This window comes from Labrys sp. E2SS-1L (assembly GCF_057073705.1).
On record NZ_CP172712.1, the window covers coordinates 5312079 to 5333734 of the forward strand.

The window sequence follows — 21656 nt, forward strand, 5'->3', positions numbered from 1 at the left end:
CTTACAAATTGGGCCAATTCTTGTCTTACAAATTAAACAAGGACATGGTGGCGCATGACAAAGGCCCCGTCATCGCTTCCGGGGCCTCGCCATCATTCGCGTTAGCGGACACGATCAGGAACGCGGCCCGACCATCGCCGTCAGGGCCCCTTGCGGATCACGGCATTGGATCACCCACATCTCACCGGGCACTTCCATCGGCTCCATCAGGATCTTGCCGCCATTGTCTGTGACGCGCTTGGCCGTCTCGTCGATATTGTCGACCTGGATGTAGTAGACCCACATCGGCCCGCACATGTCCTTGGTGCGGGTCATCATGCCCCCATAATCGGTGCCGTTCTGGCCATAGAGCTGATAGACCCCCATCGGCCCCATATCGAGGCCCTGGTGCTTCTCCCAGCCGAACAGCCTGGAATAGAACTCGAAGGCGCCGGGCCCGTCGCCGGCATGCAGTTCCCGCCAGGCGATATGGCCCGGCGTGCCCAGGCCCGGCATTTCCGGCGGTTCCCCCTGCCCCTTGAACAGGCCGAACACGGCTCCATAGGGATCGGCGGCAATGGCAAAGCGGCCGACGCCGGGAATGTCATCCGGCGCACGATGAACCTGGCCTCCGAGCTTCACCACCTCGGCCGCGGAGACATCGACGTCGTCAGCGGCCACGAAGCCGGTCCAGTTCGGCGGCACGTTGCGGGCGGCAGCATCGGGCGGAATGTCCATGAGGCCGGCCACGAGCGCGCCCTTGTTGGAAAACAGCGTGTAGGTGAGGCCCGGCATACCGGAATCGGCCGCATCCCAGCCCAGCACGGCGCTATAGAAGGCCGCCGCCGCCTTCACATCCGTGGTCATCAGTTCGTACCAGACAAAGCTTCCATGCGTGACGGACATGACGGGCTCCCTTTGATGTCGGTTTCGGATCAGATTGCGGATCAGATTTCTTGGCAGGGGACGATAGGCCGAGACCATGGCGGCCCGATCACAGCCCCTTGGCGATAGCCATCGAAACGGGTGTCAGCTGCAGCAGCCATGTGCAGCGGGCTTGTCCTCGTATTCGTCATGCCGCCGCACGAAATCCATGGTCGAAGCCTCGTTCCGCCCCTTGGGTGCGCGGTCGAGGATCATCAAAGTGCCGATCAGTTCCTCCGGACCGCGGGCATAGCTCGAATAGCTGTGAAACACCTCGCCCTGCTCGTCCTTGTAGAAGGCACTCAGCCCGGGCAATTCGTCATGGCCTTGGGCGCTCGGCTGGCTGGTGAAATTATAGACGATCTCCTCGCCCGCCAGGTCCTCCCGGCTGAAGGAGACGTGATAGTCGAAATTGAAATCACTGCCGAAGGCCGACGCCCAGGGAAAGTGCCAGCCCATGCGCTCTTTATAGGCCTCGATCTTGGCAAGCGGCGCCCGCGAGACGGCGGTGAGCGTAACGTCGTGGTGGTTGAGATGGGCCACGGCGCCGTCGAGATGATCCGCCAGGAAGGAGCAGCCGGTGCAGCCGGCATCCCAGTCGGGGCCCAGCATGAAATGGTAGACGATCAGCTGGCTGCGGCCCTCGAACAACTCGGCGAGCGTACGCCGCCCCTGGGGCGTGTCGAAAAGATAGGCCTTGTCGACCTTGACCCAAGGCAGCGCCATGCGCTCGGCATTCAGCCGGTCGCGTGCCCGCGTCGCCTCCTTCTCCTTGATCAGCAGCGCCTTGCGCGCCGTCAGCCATTCTTCCCGAGACACGACCTGATGGGCTGGCATGTCGACCTCCCTGCAGCAGTTCCTGGATAGCGGATTCTGGATCGCTTGACTAAATAGGTTGATATCAACATTATTAGTGCATGTCAAAACACACCGATCATCGGCGCTTTTCATCCCAGCCGGGCCTCGATGAGGCAGATCCCCCGGACGCGGAGGGCACGCAGGAAACCCTCGTTCCCTTCGCGACGACCCTGCTCGTGCGCGATACTTGCCTGTGCCTGCACGTCCAGCGCGCGGCGCGGGCACTGGCTCGCCGCTTCGACGACGCCCTGCGTCCGGTCGGGCTGACAAACAGCCAGTTCTCGTTGCTAATGGCGCTCAACCGCCCTGCCCCGCCGCCAATGGGGCCGGTGGCGGCACTGCTGGCCATGGATCGCACCACCCTCACCGCCGCCCTCAAGCGGCTCGAGGCCCGCGGCCTCGTTCAGATATTGCGCGATCCGGCGGACCGGCGGTCCCGCCTGCTCGCGCTTACCGCGGCGGGGCGGTCGCTGCTGGCGCGGGCCGTGCCGATCTGGCAGGAGAGCCATGCCCTGCTGGATACGGCGCTGGCGGGCGGCCAGGCCATCCGCCTCAGGCAGGATCTCGCCGCTCTCTGCTAAACCGCTGCCCCCGCATAGGCAAAGGCCCCGGTTTCCCGGGGCCTCGTGTCGACAGGGCGCGACGCCGTCCCCGTCAATTGAAGGTGTAGGACAGGCCGCCCATCACGCCGAAGTCCGGCTTGCGGCCGCCCGCCGAATAGGTGCCGGCGATATTGGCGCGCCACTTGGCGTCCTCCGAGGTCCAGCCCAGGCCGGCGGCGAGGCCGACCTGGCGGTGATAGACCGCCATGCCTGCCGCGGCCGAGACCTTGCCCGGCCTGTCGTCGTAGCGCAAAGCCGAGGCCGCCATGGCCTGGGAGATGCCCTGCCGGGCTTCCTTGAGGTTGTTGGACACCTGGCTCTGCAGATTGGCGATGCTGCCGCCGATGCCGTCGAAGCGCTTGTCGAGGGCGGTCAGCGCACTTCCCACATCATTGTATGTGCCTGTGCTCAGTTGATACTTAGTGCCCGTGAGTTGACCATTGGCATCAACGGTAGTGTTGCCGCCTAGAGCGGCCGCCACTGAACTGGCCGTGCCATAAAGCTGCGATCCATTGACGGCCTGTTTTGAAGCGCCTGAGACTTCGCCATTGGCAACATTGTTGATGGTCACTGGTGTGCCGGCGTTGCCCAAGGTGACGCTGGTCTTGCTGGGATCGTCATACTTCACCGCCGTATTGGCAAGATTGGTCGTGTTCTGATCGAGCTGCGTCATCGCATCCGACACGCTGCTGTATTGCGTGGGACCATTCGCATCGACATCACCATTCTTGTCGATCTTGGTCACGCCCTGGCTGAAGTTCTCGATCTTGCCTGTGGTCGAGTTGTATGTCGCGCCACCACCAATGGTCGTGGCCGTCGAGGTGCCGAGGTTGTTGACGTTATTGCCAAGCTGCGTGACCTGCTGGTTGGCAGCCTCGATCGCCTGGTTGGTGGCGTAGAGCTGCGAGCCATTGACCGCATCCGTCGAGGTCGCCGAGATCTGGCCAGCCGCGACATTGGTGACCGTGCGCTCATTGCCCGCCGAGCCGACGCTCACCGTGCTGGTCGCATTGGTGCCGGCAAAGGTGTAGGGCGTGCCGTTGATCGTCGTGCCCGTGGTGTTGATCACCGTCGAGGTCACCGAACCAGCACCGAGCGCGACATCGCCTTCATTGGCCGAGGCCTGGGCGCCATTGCCGATCGCGGTCGAGTTGGCCGTCGTCGCGCTCGAATTGGCGCCGACCGCCGTGGCGCCATCAGCCGTGGCCTTGCTGCCGGAGCCCATGGCGGTGGAACCGGTACCGCTCGCCTCGGCATTCTTACCGGTGGCGATCGCCCCCTCGCCGCTAGCCTTGGCCTGGGTGCCTGTCGCAATCGAGTCATTGCCGCTGGCCTCGGCACCATTGCCGACCGCGACGGATGAAGCACCTCCCGCGTTGGCATCGTTGCCCGCGGCGATCGACTTGGCGCCGCTCGCCACGGACTTCGGACCAATCGCTACAGCACCATCCCCACTGGCGACGCTGTCCGCCTCCGTCGAATTGGCGTGGAAATATTTGATGCCACCGCCATTGATGGAGCCGCCGATCTTGTCGAGCACGCTCTGCACCGAGGTGAAGGTGCTGCCACCATAGTTGAGGCTGGTGATCACCGTGCCGCTGCTGGGATCGAAGCTCGAGCCGCCGCCAAGGCCGCTTGCCACCGAATTGCCCAGGCTGAACAACTGCGAGCCGTTGACGGCATCGGTGGAGGTCGAGGACACGTCACCCTTGGCGATATTGGTGATCTTCTTGCCGCCGGCATCGATGCCGTTGGTGGTCACGCTCGGCCCGCCGGTGATGGTGAGGCCGTTGGTGTCGAGCGTCGCATTGCCGGTCGTCACGCTGTTGGCGGTGAGAGTGGCAACCGTGATGGCGCTGGCGAGGTTGAAGGTGGCGTTCGAGCCGGACTGGCTGATGACGATGTTGCCGTCGGTGTTGTTGAGATCCACCGTGCCGCCGGGCGCCACATTGGCGGTCGTCGACCCGTTGTTGGTCGAGAGGTTCCAGCCCTTGTTGGCCGTCTGCTGCACGGCGTAGAGCTGCGAGCCATTTACCGCATCGCTCGAGACTGCCGTCACCGCACCGTTGGCAAGGTTGGTCATCGTCACCGGGGTGCCGGCATTGCCGAGCGTGATCTTGTCCTTCACCGCGGGATCATCGTACTTCACCGCAGCATTGGCGAGGTTGGTGGTGTTGGTGTCGAGCTGCGTCAGCGCGCCGGCTACCGTGGTGTAGCCCGTGGTCGTGCCGACATTGCCCTTGCCATCGATCGCCGTGACGGTCTGGCTGAAGCCCGACAGCGTGCCGGTCGCCGGGTCATAGGTCGTGCCGCCCCCCAGGGTCGACGCCGTCGAATTGCCGAGATTGCCGGCGGCATTGCTCACCGTCTGCAACTGGCCGACATTCACCGCGTCGGTGGCGTTGGTGCCGGCTGCGACATTGGTGATCGCCTTGCTGCCGGCATCGATGCCTGCGGTGGTGACGCTCGGCCCGCCCGTGATGGTCAGGCCGTTCGTCGTCACCGTGGTGCCTCCCACCGTCAGGCCGGTGGCGTCGAGCGTGTTGCCGCCCGCCGTGATGCTGTCCAGCGTGATGCTCTTGGCGAGGTCGAAGGTGGCGTTCGGGCCGTTATGGGCGATGACGATATTGCCGTCGGTGTTGCTCAGATCCACCGTGCCGCCGGGACCGACATTGCTCTTGCCCGCGGTATCGCCGCCGGTCGACAGGTTCCAGCCGGCATTGGCATTGTTGCCCACGGCCTGGAGCTGGCTGACATTCACCGCATCATTGGCCGCCACACCGTTGGCGACATTGCCGATGGTCACCGGCGTGCCGGCATTGCCCAGGGTGATCTTGTCCTTGGTGGCAGGATCGTCATACTTCACTGCCACATTGGCGAGGTTGGTGGTGTTGGTGTCGAGCTGCGTCAGCGCCCCGGCCACCGTCGTATAGGCCGTGCTGGCACCGACATTGCCCTTGCCGTCAACAGCCGTGACGTTCTGGCTGAAATTAGCGATCTTGCCGGTAGCAGGATCATAGCTTGCCCCACCGCCCAGCGTCGAGGCCGTCGTCGAGCCGAGATTGTTGACGTTATTGCCGAGATTGGTCACCGACGTCGCGACGGTGTTGAGCTGGCTGAAATTGACCGCATCATTGGGATCACTGCCGTCGGCGAGATTAGTGACCTTCTTGTTGCCTGCGTCGATGCCTGCGGTGGTCACGCTGGGCCCACCGGTGATGGTGAGACCGTCGGTGGTCACCGTGGTGTTGCCCACGGTCAAGCCGGTGGCGTCGAGCGTGTTGCCGCCCGCCGTGACGCTGTCGAGTGTGATGCTCTTGGCGAGGTCGAAGGTGGCGTTCGAGCCGTTATGGGCGACGACGATGTTGCCGTCGGTGTTGCTCAGATCCACCGTGCCGCCGGGACCGACATTGCTCTTGCCCGCGGTATCGCCGCCGGTCGACAGGTTCCAGCCCGCGCTCGCCGTCGAACTCACGGCATTCAGCGCACTTCCGACATCGTTATAGGTGTTGCCGCCGATATTGTAGTTCGGTGCACTCACCGTGCCGTCCGGGTTCACGACCGAGCCGCCCCCAAAATTGTCGGCGATCGAGTTCGAGGCCGCGTAGAGCTGCGAGCCGTTGACCGCATCGCTCGAGGTGGCGCTGATATTGCCCTTGGCAAGATTGGTGATCAGGGTGAGGTCCGATGCCCCGATGCCGCCCAGCGTGATCTTGTCCTTGATCGCCGGATCGTCGTATTTCACCGCGGCATTGGCGAGATTGGTCGTATTGGTGTCGAGCTGAGTCAGCGCATTGGACACCGTGGTGTATTGGGTCGGCGCACCGGCCGCATTACCCTTGCCGTCGACCGCGGTGACATTCTGGCTGAAGCCTGACAGCGTGCCGGTGTTGGGATCGTAGGTCGTGCCGCCCCCGATGGTCGAAGCGGTCGAATTGCCGAGATTGTTGACGTTGTTGCCGAGATTCGTCACCGAGGTGGAGACGCTGTTGAGCTGACTCAGATTGACCGCGTCGGTGGCATTGGTGCCGGCGGCCACATTGGTGATCGCCTTGTTGCCGGCATCGATGCCGGCCGTCGTCACGCTCGGGCCGCCCGCGATGGTGAGACCGCTGGTGTCGAGCTTGGAATTGCCGGACGTGACGCTGTCGACCGTGACATCCTTGGACAGGTTGAAAGTGACGGCGTTGCCGGTCTTGGTGATGGCGAGATTGCCGTCGGTGTTGTTGAGATCGACCGTGCTGCCGGGAGCAACATTGGAGGAGTTGGCGCCGTTGGCGGTCAGGTTCCAGCCCATGTTGGCGGTCTGCTGCACGTCATAGAGCTGGGAGCCGTTGACCGCGTCGGTCGAACCTGCCGCAACCGCGCCATTGGCGAGATTGGTGATCTGGGTCGGCTGCGTCGCGCCGGCACCACCAAGGGTGATCTTGGTCTTGGTGGCGTCGTCATACTGCACCGCATTGGCGGTGGCATTGCCGACCACGGCGAAGAGCTGCGAACCGTTGACCGCATCGGTCGAGGTCGCCGTCACGTCGCCATTGGCGACGTTGGTGATCTTCTTGCCCCCGGCATCGACACCGGCAGTCGTCACGCTCGGCCCGCCTGTGATCGTCAGGCCGGTCGCGTCGAGCTTGGACGCGCCCACCACTACGCTGGTCGTATCGATCGTCACCGCGCCGACGGACAGGCTGTTGGCGATCTTCACGTTGGAGGCGAGGTCGAAGGTCGCGTTCGGCCCGGACTGGCCGATCACGACATTGCCGTCCGTATTGCTGAGATCGACCGTACCGCCCGGCGCAATGTTGCTGGTGCTTGCGCCCTTGTTGGTGGAGAGGTTCCAGCCCTTGTTCGCGGTCTGGCTGACCGCGTCGAGCTGGCTGACATTGACCGCGTCAGTGGCCGCCACACCATTGGCGACATTGCCGATGGCCACCGGCGTGCCGGCATTGCCGAGCGTGATCCTGTCCTTCACCGCGGGGTCGTCATACTTCACCGCGGCATTGGCGAGATTGGTGGTGTTGGTGTCGAGCTGCGTCAGCGCACCGGCGACCGTCGTGTAGTTCGTGGTGGCGGCCGCCGCATTGCCCTTGGCATCGACGGCCTTGATGCCCTGGCTGAAGCCGGACAGCGTGCCAGTGGCGGTGTTGAAGGTCGTGCCGCCGCCGATGGTCGAGGCGGTCGAATTGCCCAGATTGTTGACGTTGTTGCCGAGATTGGTCACCGAGGTCGACACGGTGTTGAGCTGGCTGAGATTGACTGCGTCGGTGGCGTTGGTGCCGGCGGCGACATTGGTGATCGCCTTGCTGGCGGCGTTGATGCCGGCCGTGGTGACGCTGGGACCGCCGGTGATGGTGAGGCCGGTGGTGTCGAGCTTGGAATTGCCGGCCGTGACGCTGGTGAAGGTCGGCGTCATCGAGGTGGCGATGGCGATGGTGTTGCCGGTCTGCGTGATCGCGATGTTGTTGCCGGCCTGGTAGGTCACGGTATCGCCGGGCGCAATCTTGGTCGAGGCACTGCCCGAAGCCGTGCCGGTGCTGCCGGCAACCGTGCCCGTATTGGCGTTCCAGCCCTTGCTGGCGGTCTGCTGCACGTCGAAGAGCTGCTGGCCGGTGACGGCATCGGTGGAGGTCGAAGTCACCGCGCCATTGGCGACATTGGTGATCTTCTGCGGCGAACCGCTGCCATGGCTGGCATCATACGCACCGAGCGTCTTGTTCCACTGCAGCGCATCGGTTTGCAACGCCGTCACGGAGGTGTTCACCGCATTGAAGGCGTTGCCGACATTGTTGTAGGTGGTGCCGCCGATATTGTAGCTCGGTGCGCTCACCGTGCCCGTCGCCGGATTATAGGTCGAGCCGCCACCGAGATTGCTGGCCGTCGAATTGCCGAGATTGTTGACGTTGTTGCCGAGGTTCGTCACCGATGTGGCGACCGTGTTCAGCTGGCTCAGATTGACAGCGTCGGTGGCATTGGTGCCGGCCGCGACACTGGTGATCGCCTTGCTGGCGGCATTGATGCCGGCCGTCGTCACGCTCGGCCCGCCTGTGATGGTGAGGCCCGTGGCGTCGAGCTTGGAGTTGCCGACGGTGACACTGCTGGCGATGGCGAGATTGCTCGCCAGGTTGAAGGTGGCGTTCGGGCCCGATTGGGTGATGACGACATTGCCATCGGAATTGTTGAGATCGACCGTGCCGCCGGGCGCGATGTTGCTGGTGGTCGCCCCCTTGTTGGTGGAGAGGTTCCAGCCCTTGTTCGCGGTCTGCTGCACGGCGAGGAGTTGCGAGCCATTGACCGCATCGGTCGAGGTCGTGGTCAACGCACCATTGGCGACATTGGTGATCGTCACCGGCGTGCCGGCATTGCCCAGCGTGATCTTGTTCTTCACCGCCGGGTCGTCATACTTCACCGCGGCATTGGCGAGATTGGTGGTGTTGGTGTCGAGCTGCGTCAGCGCACCGGCGACCGTCGTGTAGTTCGTGGTGGCGGCCGCCGCATTGCCCTTGGCATCGACGGCCTTGATGCCCTGGCTGAAGCCCGACAGCGTGCCAGTGGCGGTGTTGAAGGTCGTGCCGCCGCCGATGGTCGAGGCGGCCGAATTGCCCAGATTGTTGACGTTATTGCCCAGGTTCGTCACCGACGTGGCGACCGTGTTGAGCTGGCTCAGATTGACCGCGTCGGTGGCATTGGTGCCGGCGGCCACATTGGTGATCGCCTTGCTGGCCGCGTTGATGCCGGCCGTCGTCACGCTCGGCCCACCCGTGATGGTGAGGCCGGTGGTGTCGAGCTTAGAATTGCCGGCCGTGACGCTGGTGAAGGTCGGCGTCATCGAGGTGGCGATGGCGATGGCGTTGCCGGTCTGCGTGATCGCGATGTTGTTGCCGGCCTGGTAGGTCACGGTGCCGCCCGGCGCGATATTGGTGAGCGCGCTGCCCGAAACCGTACCGGTGCTGCCGGCGACCGCTGCCGTATTGGCATTCCAGCCCTTGTTGGCCGTCTGCTGAACGGCAAAGAGCTGCGAACCGTTGACGACGTCGGTGGAGGCCGCGGTCACCGCGCCATTGGCCAGGTTGGTGATCGTCACGCCACCGGCCGGCGCTCCCGCGCCGCCGGTCGCCCCGAGCGTGATCTTGCTGCCACCGGGAGCATCATACTTGACCGCGATATTGGCCAGGTTGGAGGTGTTGGTGTTCAACTGGTTCAGCGCGCCTGCGACCGTCGTCTGCGCGGCTGCCGCACCGACCGCGCCGGTGTTGCTGACCGGATTGATAGTCTGGCTGAAACCGGACAGCGCGCCGGTGGCCGGATTATAGGTCGTGCCGCCGCCGAGGGTCGAGGCCGCCGAATTGCCGAGATTGTTGACGTTGTTGCCGATCGTCGTCACCGACGTGCCGATCGCATTCACCGCCTGGTTGGTGGCAAAGAGCTGCGAGCCGTTCACCGCATCGGTGGAGGTGCCGCTGATCCGGCCGGCCGCGACATTGGTAATGGTCCGTTCATTGCCGGAGGAGCCGACGCTCACCGTGGAATTGGCGGCATTGCCGGCATAATTGTAGCTCGTGCCGTTGATCGTACCACTCGGCGTGTTGACCACGGCGGCTGTGGTCGACCCGGCACCCAGAGCGACGTCGTTGGCATTGCCTGCATTCGAGCCAGAGCCGAGAGCAACGGCATTGGCGGCTGCGCCCGTGGCCTTGTCACCGAAAGCAAGAGCACCGGCAGCCGCGGCATTGGATTGATTGCCGAGCGAAACGGAACCCTGCCCGACCGCGAAATTGGCATTGCCCAGCGCGACCGCGCCATTGGCCGCCGTGGTGCCGGTCGTGTTGCCGGCGGCGGTATTGTTGGCGCCGAGCGCCACGGCACCCGTGCCGTTGGCCACATTCGGGTCGCCGATCGCCACCGCGCCATCACCGATGGCCTTCTGACCCAGGCCGATGGCGACGGCCCCTCCAGCCGCGGTCGCGGCGTTGGCATTGGCGCCCACGCCGATGGCGACGTTCTGGCCCGTTGCACCGGAAATCGAGTTCAGACCGACGGCCACGCCATTGGCGCCGGCCGCCTTGGAATTGGTGCCGATCGCAGTCGCGTTGGCGGCATTGGCATTGGCGGCAAGACCGAAGGCAATCGCGCTGTCGCCATTGGCGGTCGCGCTAATACCAAAGGCAATTGCATTGGCCTGCGCAGCATTCGCCGATTGTCCGAATGCGATGGCATTGGCGGCGTTGGCCACGCTTCCCCCACCGAAGGCGACGGCATTGGTTCCGTTCGCCTTGGAAGAAACACCAAAGGCGATCGCATTGGTGGACGTCGCCAGCGAATTGCTGCCCATCGCAACGGCGTCGACACCGCTGGCGTTCGACGACACGCCATAAGCCATGGCGTTCTGGGCCAGTGCATTGGAGGAGCGGCCCACCGCGATGGCATTCTCGCCGGTCGCCCTGACACCATAGCCCATGGCATAGGCGGCATTGGCAGTAGCCTGGGCACCCAGGCCGATCGACACTGCGCCGACCCCCGACGAAGTCGTCGTCCCACCGAGGGATCCTTGCCCGCCGATCGCGATGGCATCGACATTGTTGGCGATCGACTGCGCACCGATCGCGACGGAATCCTGCCCCGTCGACTGGGCACTGGCGCCGAAGGCCAACGTGTCACCGGCATTGGTGTTGCTCTTGGCAAACGCTCCGCCGCCAAAGGCTATGGCGCTGCCCGCAGAACCCGCCACAGCATTGGATCCGGTGCCGATGGCGATTGCAGTGGATCCCGATGAACCGGCTCCGCCGGACGCCGAGGAGGAGGTGCCTATTGCGATCGCGTTCAAGCCGTTTGCCAGCGCGCCATCGCCCTGCGCCATGCCATAGCTGGCGGCGACATTGGCGCCACGGCCGATGGCAATGCCGGACGTCGAAGCGGCAGTAACCGTCGATTGTCCGCCAAAGGCAATCGAATTGGCACCGGCAGCCTGGGCACCACGTACGTCATTCGCACCGATGGCAATCGAGCTCTGGCCGGATGCCGTTGTCGAGTTGGCCACGCTCAAGGCATTCGTGCCATTGCCGCCGGCGCCACCAATAGCCACGGAATTGTTTCCGGTCGCCCGGGTGCCGAAACCGACGGCAGTGGCTGCCGTCGCGGTCGCCTGGGCCTCCAAGCCGATCCCCGTGCCCCATTTGCCCCCAAGACTCATCACGCCAAAGGCTGATCCGCCTTCGCCGGTTGCCTTGGCGAAGGATCCGTAGACCGAGCCTGCCGTCACACCCGACGCACTCGATTCGCAACCCGCCACGGTCGAATAGGTACCCGTTCCATCGGTAGCCTGATTTGTGGTGCCCCCCGGGTTTGTCCGCCCCACAACGCTGTTGCTACCCGTCACGCAGGACGGCGAGGTGTTGATCGTGTTGGCAAGGGCCGCTCCCCCGCTCCACAGGCTCAGCAGGATCGCCGCCATCGCGGTACCTCCGAGCACACAACTCACCCGCCCCCCGCTGGCGAGCGCACCGATGCCCAGGCGCTTGCCCCTCATACCCATCACGCGATGCGCCATGCGCAGTACGGCATGGATGCGTCGACGCAAGCTGCGATGGGCATGCTTGGCGAGATGAATGCTGTCGTGGTTCGGCATGGGGCCCCGGTCTATCTGAAACGCCGCGTCTCACAGGCAAAGCCGTCTCGTCCGAGGACAGCTTTGTTAGCAGTTGACCTAGGGATTCCCGATTACCGGGTAGCGATTCGTATTCCGAATACTTGGTCCCCCGACTCTCCATATCCCTTGACGAAGGACCGGCAGCCGTAGCGTCAGATAAACAGAATCCTCCGCATATCCGTTTAATACTCATGATTCCGTAAGGGTGTAAATACTGTATGAGATTCCATTAAAAGTACATTTTTACCTCTAATTTAAAATAAACTATCGATCTCAATCGAATTAATTTGAAATCTGGAAAATATTTATAGCTCAAAAGGAGTATTATCGAAAATTGGAGTCAAAAATTTGAAAAAAGATTGAAAAATTATTCATAAAATAAAATGAATCCCAGGGTTCATATTTAAAATATGATAAATCGATGAATTGATTATCGACTCTATTTAATTCATATTTCAAAGGTGATTTCTATATCAGGTACAAAATTTAATCGTCTCAAATCATTGAAGATACATAATTTCGTATCTCAATATACGTGAAATCAATTCTGAATTACCAAGTTGGCCGGGAGTGCTTTTGCGAATAGACGACTTTGCCACCAGCGACAGGAGGCGCGCGCCCTAACACGAAGGAATTAAGCCTATCGGCCGGGCATCGCCGTTCCCGGCGCTGTTGCGCACATGCAACAAAGCGAGAAAAATCAGCCCCGCCGCCCGCCAGGCCAGCTCTTCGCCTCAGTGGGTGGACTAAGCAAGCGCCCAGAAAGACCGTCCACCCGATGCAGTCATCAGGGACGCTTGCCCCTGTCTAGCCCCTGAAAGAAAAGGGCGGCCCGAAGGCCGCCCTCACTGCAAAATCTATTGGACCGGAGCCGGTTCGGGTTCCGGCTTGGGCTTGGGTTTTGGCTTGGGTTTTGGTTTGGGCTTGCCTTCAGGCTTGGGCTTGCCTTCAGGCTTGGCATCCGGCGCAACCGCCGGTGTCGCGGGCGTCGGTATCGGACCTTGAGCGGCATTCGGTCCGCTGGCACCGGGCACAACGCCGGCCTGGGCAATGTTGACACTCAGCCCATAAAGCAACAGGCGCTTATCGACACCTTGGAAAAGAAGCTCGAATGTCAGTTTCGTATCGGCATTCACCGGAAAGAAGCCCGCAAGGTGGAGCAATCCGTTTTTCTCGACCTGGGGCGGGAGGGTGATCGTCGGTTCGAGCACCAGCGCCGCCGCGAGATCCAGATCGGCCTTGCGCTGGCTGGCGAAAACTTCGGCCAGCCTGGCATCACTGTTTTCCCGCTGGAAATCCGGCGAGCCGAGATCGCGCAGCACCGAGTAGTTGCCGGTCTTGTTGGCCTGGTCGAGCGCGATCAGGGTGGAGCGCACCAGGATCAGGACGGTCTTGGGATCGAGGTTCATCGCCTGCGGCCCCGCCGGTGCCGCATTGGCGGGAGCCGGCGCAGCCGGAACGGGCACAGGCTGTTGCTGCTGCGCCATGGCGGGCAGTGCCAGGCTCGCCGCAATCGCGACGGCGAGCAGCCCCGCTCGGCGCATCACGGGAGTGAGGCGTCTCCGCCAGGGTCTGCTCTGCGATGGGCGACGTTTCATAGGATCCAGGCCTCGTTGGGTTTGGCGCGATGCCCGAGGTTTCACAGATTTATACCCGTCTGTCACCTTGCAAGTTCCAATCTATCCTCGCCTGTGTAGACTCGATACATGCGATCTCGACAGATCGATAAGCATCATAACACCACCGCCGCGTATTTCGGTGCGACAACGTTACGGAATAAAGAATGGACATTCGTGCCGTTTGCCTTCTCCTCACCCTTACCGCTGGCGGTTTGGGGACGATTTCACCGATTGCAGCCCTGGCGCAGGATCAGCCGGCCGCAAAGCCCGCCCGCAAGAGCAAACCGCTGGCAAGGCAGCCGGCCAAGCCTGCTCCCGCTCCCCGGGCTCCGGTGATATTGCCGGAACCACCCCTGCCCGTCCGGCAGGTCAACCAGCTCGGCCTGACCCAATGCGCGAGCCTCGTCGACCAGATGTCACGCGGTGCCCTCAATGCCAGATATGACGTCCAGTCGGGCTGGAACCGCCAGGCTCCGACGCAGCACGTCTTCCAGAGCGTCGCCGTCATCGATCGCCCGGAGGTGACGCCGGCCAACGGCTTGGCTGCCATCATCGCCACGCCGACGCCGTCGGGCAGCTGCGACGGGGTAACCGTACAGGTCTTCCCGCTCGCCAGCGATTGCGCCACGGCGCAGGCCTATATGCGCTCTTCCGGTGCCAGCCCGATCCCGATCCTCAACACCCAGATCATGATCGACCGCGACGGCAAGCGCATCTTCCTGCTGCCGGGCGTGAACAAGACCTGCATCGCCGTCTCCGTCGATTCCAGCTTCGGTCCGGGGCCGGTCGTTCAGGCCCCGGCATCACCCGTGCTCGGACCGGCATCGCCGCCGCCCTCGGCGCCCTCGCCGATCCCCGATTCTATCGTGCCGCATGCCGCCCCGGCCATGCCGCCGAGCTCGGAAATCCTGCCGACGGCCCAGCCGCCGAAATGAACCCGGGAACGCAAGAAGACGTCCAGCGGGCCGGCTGTGCATGACGGAAGGGAATGGCTTGATTCGCCTTTCCAACCTGCTCTAATCGCCGGCGTGGCGATCCCCCGTCCGGCGCCCCGCCAGGCCTCAATCGAAAAGCAGGTCATGCTCGATATTTCAGCCCTCCAGTCGATGAAGGTGTTGTTCGCAACGCCCTGCTATATCTCTGCCGTCAGCATGAATTATGTGGTCAGCATGTATTCGCTGGCCTGCGATGCCACGCAGCTCGGCCTGAAAACCGTGCTGCACATGCATTCGGAAAGCCTGATCACGCGCGGACGCAACATGGTCGTGCTGAAGTTCATGCAGGACGAATCCTATACGCATCTGTTCTGGATCGACTCCGACATTTCCTTCACCACCCAGCAGGTCATCCGCCTGCTGCTCGCCGATCGCGACGTGGCCGGCGGGGTCTATCCGATCAAGTCGCTGGCCTGGCCCGAGCCCCTGCCGGCCGGCCTGACCAAGGACGAGATGGAAATCCGCTTCGCCCGTTATGCCTTCAATCCCGTCGACCACGGCAAGACGCCGATCGGCCAGCATGTCGATGATGAAGGCTTCATCGAGGTCTCGGAGGCGCCCACCGGCTTCATGGTGATCAAGCGCCATGTCTTCCCCAAGCTGATGCAGGCCTATCCCCATCTCAACTACACGCCGGACGGACCGCCGAACAACCCGCTCAAGCCGCTGCACTGGCTGTTCTTTGACTGCATGGTCGATCCCGATTCCGGGCGCTATCTGTCGGAAGACTATGCCTTCTGCCGGCGCTGGCGCGACATCGGCGGCAAGGTCTGGATCGATTCCCAGTCCAAACTGCAGCATCTGGGCCAGTACAATTATGTCGGCGATGTCGAGACCAGCCTGAAGCAGCAAGGGCACTGGTAGGGCCGGCTCGAAGCGGCGGGGAGGCGAATGTCGGAGCAGGCCATGACGACACCCCTGGTCGAGCTCCTCGGCCCGGCGCGCCGCACCCATATCGTCGACATCGGCGCCAATCCCATCGACGGCGACCCGCCCTATAAATCCATGCTGGCGGCGGGCCTCGCCCGGCTTACCGGCTTCGAGCCGCAGGCCGAGGCGCTGGCGAGGCTCGAGGCGGCCAAGGGGCCGAACGAGAGCTATCTGCCCCACGCCATCGGCGATGGCGGCGAGGCCTATCTCAATCTCTGCGCCTATTCGGGCTGGAGCAGCCTGCTCACCCCGCGCCAGGACGCGCTGGAGGTGTTTTCCTATTTCAAGCCCAATGCACAGGTGATCGGTCGCATCCCGGTACGCACCACCCGCCTCGACGACCTGACGGTGCTTCCGGAGATCGACATGCTCAAGATCGACGTACAGGGCGCCGAGCTCGCCGTGTTTCGGAATGCCCGCGAGAAACTGCGCTCGGCCGTGGCCATCCAGACCGAGATCTCCTTCGTCGCGCTCTACGAGAACCAGCCGGGTTTCGGAGAGATCGACATCGAGCTGCGCGCGCAAGGCTTCGTGCCGCATTGCTTCAAGGCGGTGAAGTTCAGCCCGATGGCGCCCTATGCCAGGCCGGAGAGCTGGACGCCGGCCACAAACCAGCTCCTGGAAGCCGACATCGTCTATGTCCGGGACTTCGTCGACCCCGACGCCATGAGCGACGAGCAGCTCAAGCATCTGTGCCTCATCGCCCAATATCTGTATGGCAGCATCGAGCTGTGCGGACGCTGCATCGATCTGCTGCAGCGGCGCGGCGCCCTGCCGCCGGATACGCTGGCCAGGTACACCGCCCTGCTGGAGACGGCGCGGCCGTCGACCGCAAGCTGAGGGGACTTGACGACGCAGCGGCAGGCGCGTTCTGTGGAGCCCCATCGAGACCCCTCCCCATGTCCGCCGACACCAGCGCTTCCCGTCACCCCGAAGTCGCCGCCTATCTTGCCGCCCATCCCGATACCCGTTTCATCGAAGCCTTTACCCCCGATTTGACCGGCTATGGCTTCGGCAAGCGCTTGCCGATCGAGGAGATCGACAGCCTCTATCGCTCCGGCATGGGCTTTTCCGCCGCTCCCTATGTGCTCGATGCCCGGCATGACGGTTACGGCTCCGGCGGCATCGGCTGGGACGATGGCGATCCCGATGCCAAGGGCGTGCCGATCCCGGGCACCCTGAAGCCGATGCCTTGGGCGGCCGTGCCGACGGCGCAGGTCATGCTCGACATCACCTATGCGGTATCGGGCGAACCGCTGTGGACGGATCCGCGCCATTTGCTCAAGACCATCCTGGCCCGCCTCGCCGCCGACGGGCTCCATCCCACCGTCGCCTGCGAATACGAATTCTTCCTCACCGACGGGACGCGCGAGGCCGATGGCCGCATCCGCCCGCCGATCCTCAAGCGCACCGGCCGCCCGCTCGGCCCGCCCACCAATCTCTCTGTGCTGACGCTGGAGGAAGTGGCGCTGTGGTCGGCCCGGGCCGACGACGCGGCGCGCTCACAGAATGTGCCGATGGGCAGCATCATCGCCGAGATGGGCGTCGGCCAGTTCGAGACCAACCTGCATCATACGCCCGACGCCGTGCTCGCCGGCGATCACGCCGTGCTGCTCAAGCGCCTGATCCGCGGCACCGCCCGTGCCGAGGGCTGGGACGCCACCTTCATGGCCAAGCCCTATGAGGACGAGGCCGGGTCGGGCCTGCACGTGCATGTCAGCCTGTGCGATGCCGACGGCCGCAATCTCTTCGCCGATCCGGCAACCGGCGAGCAGCTGATCCGTCACGCTATCGCCGGCATGCAGCGCCTGATGCCGGAATCGCTCGCCTTCTTCGCACCCAACCACAATTCCTTCCGCCGCTTCGGCGGGCTGTTCGCGCCGGTCAACCGCAAATGGGGCGAGGACAACCGCACCGTCGCCCTGCGCATCCCCACCGACAAGGGCGCGGGGCGGCGCATCGAGCATCGCGTCGCCGGAGCCGACGCCAATCCCTATCTGGTGCTGGCCGCCATCCTCGCCGCCGCGCATTACGGCATCACGCGAAAGCTGGAGCCGGATGCGCCCGTGGTCGGCAAGCATGCCGGCTTCACGCGCGATCCCGGCCTGCCAGGCGATGTCTTCGAGGCGGCCCGCCGGCTGGCGCGGGCAAGGCTGCTGAAGGACTATTTCTCCAAGCGCTATCTGGAGACCTACGCCCACCTGGTCCATGGCCAGCACGAGGATTTCCTCTCGGTGCTAAGCCCGCGAGAATATGACCTGTTCTTCTGAAAAGTTCTGGAAGCGCCTGTCATTCCCGGCGCCGCCATAGGCGGCGGGAAGGGGATCCAGGGCCAATGTCGAGACCATTGGCCCTGGATCCCCTTCCCGGGATCTTCGATCCCGCCGGGGATGACAAGATGCCGATTTCATCGGACTGCCCGGATCTTCGAGCCAAACCCTGAAGGTCTTTTCCGAGCTCAGATTCCCCGCGCGCCCCGGGCCCGCAGCCTTATCATCACGCCGCGATCGTGCTCCTCGGCGCGCCTGTGCGCCCTGACCTGCAGCAGGTCCTTGCGGGCGATCAGGCCGACCAGGCGGCCGCTCTGGCGATCGAGTACCGGCACGCGGCCGATATCGGCGATGGCCATGCGATCGGCGAGCGCGCCGGCCAGTTCGTCGGCATAGCCGATCTCGAGATCCTGTCCCTCCAATATCTCCTGCAGCGACAGGGATTGGATGTCGTCATCCTCCGAGGCATGCACCGACCAGTCGAGGATATGGGCGCGCGAGACCATGCCGACCACGCGCCGCTCGGCATCGACGACCGGATAGCTCTTATGGCAGGGCTCCCCGCTGGTGAAGAAGGCGACGGCCCGCGCCACGGTCATCGCCGCCGGCAGCGTATCGACCTCGCGCACCATCAGATCGGCCACCCGGGCAAGATCGAAGGGATCGGTGTGGTATTCGCCCGAGATGTGATGGCCTCGACGAGCGATCTTTTCGGTCAGGATGGAACGCTTCATGGTCAGCACGGTGGTGGCATAGGCCATGCCGCAGGCGGTCAGTAGCGGCAGGAGCACGCCGAGATTGCCGGTGAGCTCCACGGCAAAGAGCGTCGCCGTCAGGGGCGCACGCATGGTGCCGCCCATCATCGCCGCCATGCCGAGCAGGGCCCAGAAGCCGGGATCGGCCTGCGGCAGGACGAGGCCCGCCAGGGTGCCGAGCGCGCCGCCCAGCATCATCAGCGGCGCCAACACGCCACCGGAGGTGCCCGAGCCGAGCGAAATCGACCAGATCAGGGATTTGACCACCAGGAGCAGGATCACCGCCTTCACGGCCATCTCGCCTGAGAGGAGGTGGCGGATATTGTCGTAGCCCACCCCGAGCGCGCTCGGATCGAACAGGCCGCCGATGCCGATCGCCAAGCCCCCGAACAGAGGCCACCACATCCAATGCAGCGGCAGGCGGTGGAAGAAATCCTCGCTGGCATAGACCATGGCCGTGAGGATCCCGGAGCCCAGCCCGGCGACGATGCCCATCAACACCCAGCCGAGGAAACCCGGGAAGGTCAGCGCCATGTGCCCGGTGAAGCCGAACAGAGGCGTGGGATCGAGCAGCAGGCCGCGCTCGGCCGCCGCCACCGACGCCGCGACCACCACCGGCAGGAAGCTGCGCGGCTTCCATTCGAACAGCAGGAGCTCGATCGCCAGCAGCACGGCGGCGATCGGGGTGCCGAAGACGGCCGTCATGCCCGCGGCAGCACCGGCGACCAGCAGGGCCTTGCGCTCATTGGCGCTGAGATGGATCATTTGCGCGACGAGCGAGCCGATGGCACCGCCGGTCATGATGATCGGGCCTTCGGCGCCGAAGGGGCCGCCCGAGCCGATCGAGATCGCCGAGGAGAGCGGCTTCAGCACGGCCACCTTGGGATTGATCCGGCTCTTGCCGATCAGGATCGCCTCCATCGCCTCGGGAATGCCATGGCCGCGGATCTTCTCCGAACCGAAGCGGGCCATCAGGCCGATGATCAGGCAGCCGATCACGGGTACGAACACGGCGGTCCAGCCGAGCGGCGTACCGGAGATCGACAGGTTCTCGAGCGAGAACCGGCCGTAATAGGCGATGTTGGTGCACAGGGTGATCAGGCGTAGCAGCACGAAGGCCGCCCCCACGCCGGCCGTGCCGACGAAAACGGCGATCGCCATCAGCAGGATCACCCGCCGATCGGTGGTGAAATCGCCCAGGCGCGCCGGCAATTCGCGGGTTCCCGCCTCGGCATCCTGCCCGGGCGTGCCCAGAGTCGAAGTCGTCATGTCGCTGATATCCATCTGTCGGGGCTAGCCCCGGCTGAATTTTGTATCGCAATACGATATATTTTGCGCAAGTCAATGGATTTTCGTAGAGATGGCAGCAGACAGGAGAATCGCAGAACCATGGACCCCAAGCGGCAGCAAGATCCTGATTACGCCGCCCTGGCGCGATTCCGGCATGCCTTGCGCAAATTCCTGGTCTTCAGCGAAGCGGCGGCCGGCGCGGCGGGACTGACGGCCCAGCAGCATCAGGTCCTGCTCGCCATCGCGGGCCTGTCGCAGGACGGCGCCCTTTCGATCGGCGAGCTGGCCGAGATCCTGATCCTGCGCCACCACAGCGTGGTCGAGCTGGTCGACCGGCTCAGCAAGCTCGGCCTGGTCGAACGCATGGCCGATCCGGCGGATGGCCGGCGTGTGCTGGTGCGGCTGAGCGAAGCCGGCAGGCAGAAGCTGCAGACCCTGTCGGAAACCCACCTGAAGGAACTGGCGGCCATCGGGCCGGCGCTTTCCGAGCTCCTGCAGGCTTTCCGGGGCTGATCACGTCGCCGGCATTGGCCCCCGGGGCCGGCCTCAAATCGGCGTGAGGCGTAACGAAGCCTCCCCATCCGCTCGTATAATCACAGGCAATCCGACGGATGGAGGACGATGATGAAACGGCGCGGCATTCTGTTCATGGCGGCGGGCCTGGCGGCCAGCCTCGGCACCGGCCTGTGGTTTTCAGCCTCGAGCGCCGAGGAAGCGCCGCGCCTGGTAGCGCCCCCCACCCTCGATAGCCGCCCGGGCGCGGCGTCGGAGACGGCGGTGCTGGCAGGCGGCTGTTTCTGGGGCGTGCAGGGTGTGTTCCAGCACGTGAAGGGCGTCACCTCGGCGGTTTCGGGCTATGCCGGCGGCACGGCCGACACCGCCAGATATGAAACCGTCTCGACCGGATCCACCGGCCATGCCGAGGCGGTGCGCATCCGCTTCGACCCGCGCCTCATCTCCTACGGGCGGATCCTGCAGATCTATTTCTCGGTGGCGCATGATCCCACCCAGCTCAACCGCCAGGGCCCCGACAGCGGCACGCAATATCGCTCGCAGATCTTCACCACCAGCGCGGAGCAGGCCCGGATCGCCGCCGCCTATGTCAGCCAGCTCGACGGCGCCAAAACCTTCGCCCGCCCGATCGCGACGCGCATCGCGCCGTTGCGGGGCTTCTTTTCCGCAGAGGCCTATCATCAGGATTACCTGACCCGCCATCCGACCCAGCCCTATATCGCTATCAACGACCTGCCCAAGGTAGCCGCGCTGCAGCAGCTCTTCCCGACTGTCTATCGCAGTGATCCAGTCCTGGTGGCCGGCCGCTGAGGCCGAACTACGAAGCAGGAACCGTGACGTTGCGGCTGAAATGCACGATGCGGCGATCGGGGCGTTCCTCGATCCGCTCGATCGCATAGCCGTGCCGCTGGTACCAGGCGACGTTCTCCGTGAAACGCTCATTGGTATAGAGCCGCACCAGGCCATGCCCGTCGTGTCGCGCCCGGTCCTCGGCGAAGTCCAGCAGGACCGAGCCGAGGCGCCGGCCCTTGAGCGCGGGCGCCACGGCCAGGCTCCAGATCAGCAGGTGATCGGATTTCGGCTCGATGACAAGGGCCGTCTCCAGCGCCTCGGACGGACCGGACACCCAGATCTCCATCGTCTCGAACAGGGCCGCGAAATCGGCATCATGCGGCGGCAGGGCCATGCCGATGCGCTGCTTCAGGGGAGCATAGGCTGCCTGCTGCAGGGTGGTGACAGCAGGGATCTCGGTTCTGGTGGCGCGGCGGAGAGACATAC

13 protein-coding genes are annotated in these 21656 nt (G+C 64.0%); 7 read left to right on the forward strand and 6 right to left on the reverse strand.

Annotated features, from left to right (window positions below; all coding sequences use genetic code 11):
* Positions 1-114: 114 nt before the first annotated feature.
* On the reverse strand, positions 115-885 hold the full coding sequence (locus tag ACIGJE_RS24885; protein ID WP_367625400.1) for a VOC family protein: 771 nt from the start codon (positions 883-885) through the stop codon (positions 115-117).
* 123 nt (positions 886-1008) lie between these two features.
* Positions 1009-1740, reverse strand: a complete 732-nt coding sequence (locus ACIGJE_RS24890) for a DUF899 domain-containing protein (RefSeq protein WP_415084586.1) — start codon at positions 1738-1740, stop codon at positions 1009-1011.
* Between the two features lie 80 nt (positions 1741-1820).
* On the opposite strand from ACIGJE_RS24890, the gene ACIGJE_RS24895 reads away from it, so the two are divergent.
* Positions 1821-2342, forward strand: coding sequence for a MarR family winged helix-turn-helix transcriptional regulator (locus ACIGJE_RS24895; RefSeq protein ID WP_415084584.1), 522 nt, complete (start codon positions 1821-1823; stop codon positions 2340-2342).
* Positions 2343-2415: 73 nt separating this feature from the next.
* On the opposite strand, the gene ACIGJE_RS24900 is transcribed toward ACIGJE_RS24895, so the two are convergent.
* Together ACIGJE_RS24900 and ACIGJE_RS24905 are read right to left on the reverse strand one after the other, a co-directional pair.
* A complete protein-coding gene (locus tag ACIGJE_RS24900) occupies positions 2416-11985 on the reverse strand; it encodes a hypothetical protein (protein ID WP_483678947.1) in 9570 nt (3189 codons plus the stop codon).
* A gap of 878 nt (positions 11986-12863) precedes the next feature.
* Positions 12864-13550 (reverse strand): hypothetical protein, encoded by a 687-nt coding sequence (locus ACIGJE_RS24905; RefSeq protein WP_367625478.1) that lies wholly within the window; start codon positions 13548-13550, stop codon positions 12864-12866.
* 239 nt (positions 13551-13789) lie between these two features.
* On the opposite strand from ACIGJE_RS24905, the gene ACIGJE_RS24910 reads away from it, so the two are divergent.
* The 4 genes from ACIGJE_RS24910 to ACIGJE_RS24925 all read left to right on the forward strand — a co-directional run bounded on the left by ACIGJE_RS24910 (position 13790) and on the right by ACIGJE_RS24925 (position 17820).
* The gene (locus tag ACIGJE_RS24910; RefSeq protein WP_483678948.1) at positions 13790-14560 is read left to right on the forward strand and encodes a hypothetical protein; all 771 of its coding nucleotides are present in this window, start codon (positions 13790-13792) and stop codon (positions 14558-14560) included.
* 144 nt (positions 14561-14704) lie between these two features.
* A complete protein-coding gene (locus ACIGJE_RS24915; protein WP_311944447.1) occupies positions 14705-15484 on the forward strand; it encodes a hypothetical protein in 780 nt (259 codons plus the stop codon).
* 42 nt (positions 15485-15526) lie between these two features.
* Positions 15527-16390 carry an FkbM family methyltransferase gene (locus ACIGJE_RS24920; RefSeq protein ID WP_311944445.1) on the forward strand — a complete coding sequence of 288 codons (864 nt, stop codon included), beginning with the start codon at positions 15527-15529 and terminating at the stop codon, positions 16388-16390.
* 59 nt (positions 16391-16449) lie between these two features.
* A complete protein-coding gene (locus ACIGJE_RS24925; protein ID WP_311944444.1) occupies positions 16450-17820 on the forward strand; it encodes a glutamine synthetase family protein in 1371 nt (456 codons plus the stop codon).
* A gap of 188 nt (positions 17821-18008) precedes the next feature.
* Here ACIGJE_RS24925 and ACIGJE_RS24930 read toward each other — a convergent pair whose 3' ends face one another.
* A complete protein-coding gene (locus ACIGJE_RS24930) occupies positions 18009-19844 on the reverse strand; it encodes a chloride channel protein (RefSeq protein WP_483678949.1) in 1836 nt (611 codons plus the stop codon).
* A gap of 120 nt (positions 19845-19964) precedes the next feature.
* Here ACIGJE_RS24930 and ACIGJE_RS24935 point away from each other — a divergent pair, with 120 nt between their 5' ends.
* Complete coding sequence (locus tag ACIGJE_RS24935) at positions 19965-20378, forward strand: MarR family winged helix-turn-helix transcriptional regulator (protein ID WP_311944442.1); 414 nt, start codon at positions 19965-19967, stop codon at positions 20376-20378.
* 111 nt (positions 20379-20489) lie between these two features.
* On the forward strand, positions 20490-21188 hold the full coding sequence (gene msrA / locus ACIGJE_RS24940) for a peptide-methionine (S)-S-oxide reductase MsrA (protein WP_415085595.1): 699 nt from the start codon (positions 20490-20492) through the stop codon (positions 21186-21188).
* A gap of 7 nt (positions 21189-21195) precedes the next feature.
* On the opposite strand, the gene ACIGJE_RS24945 is transcribed toward msrA, so the two are convergent.
* Entirely contained in the window at positions 21196-21654 is a 459-nt protein-coding gene (locus ACIGJE_RS24945; protein ID WP_415085578.1) for a GNAT family N-acetyltransferase, read from the reverse strand.
* Positions 21655-21656 lie beyond the last annotated feature (2 nt).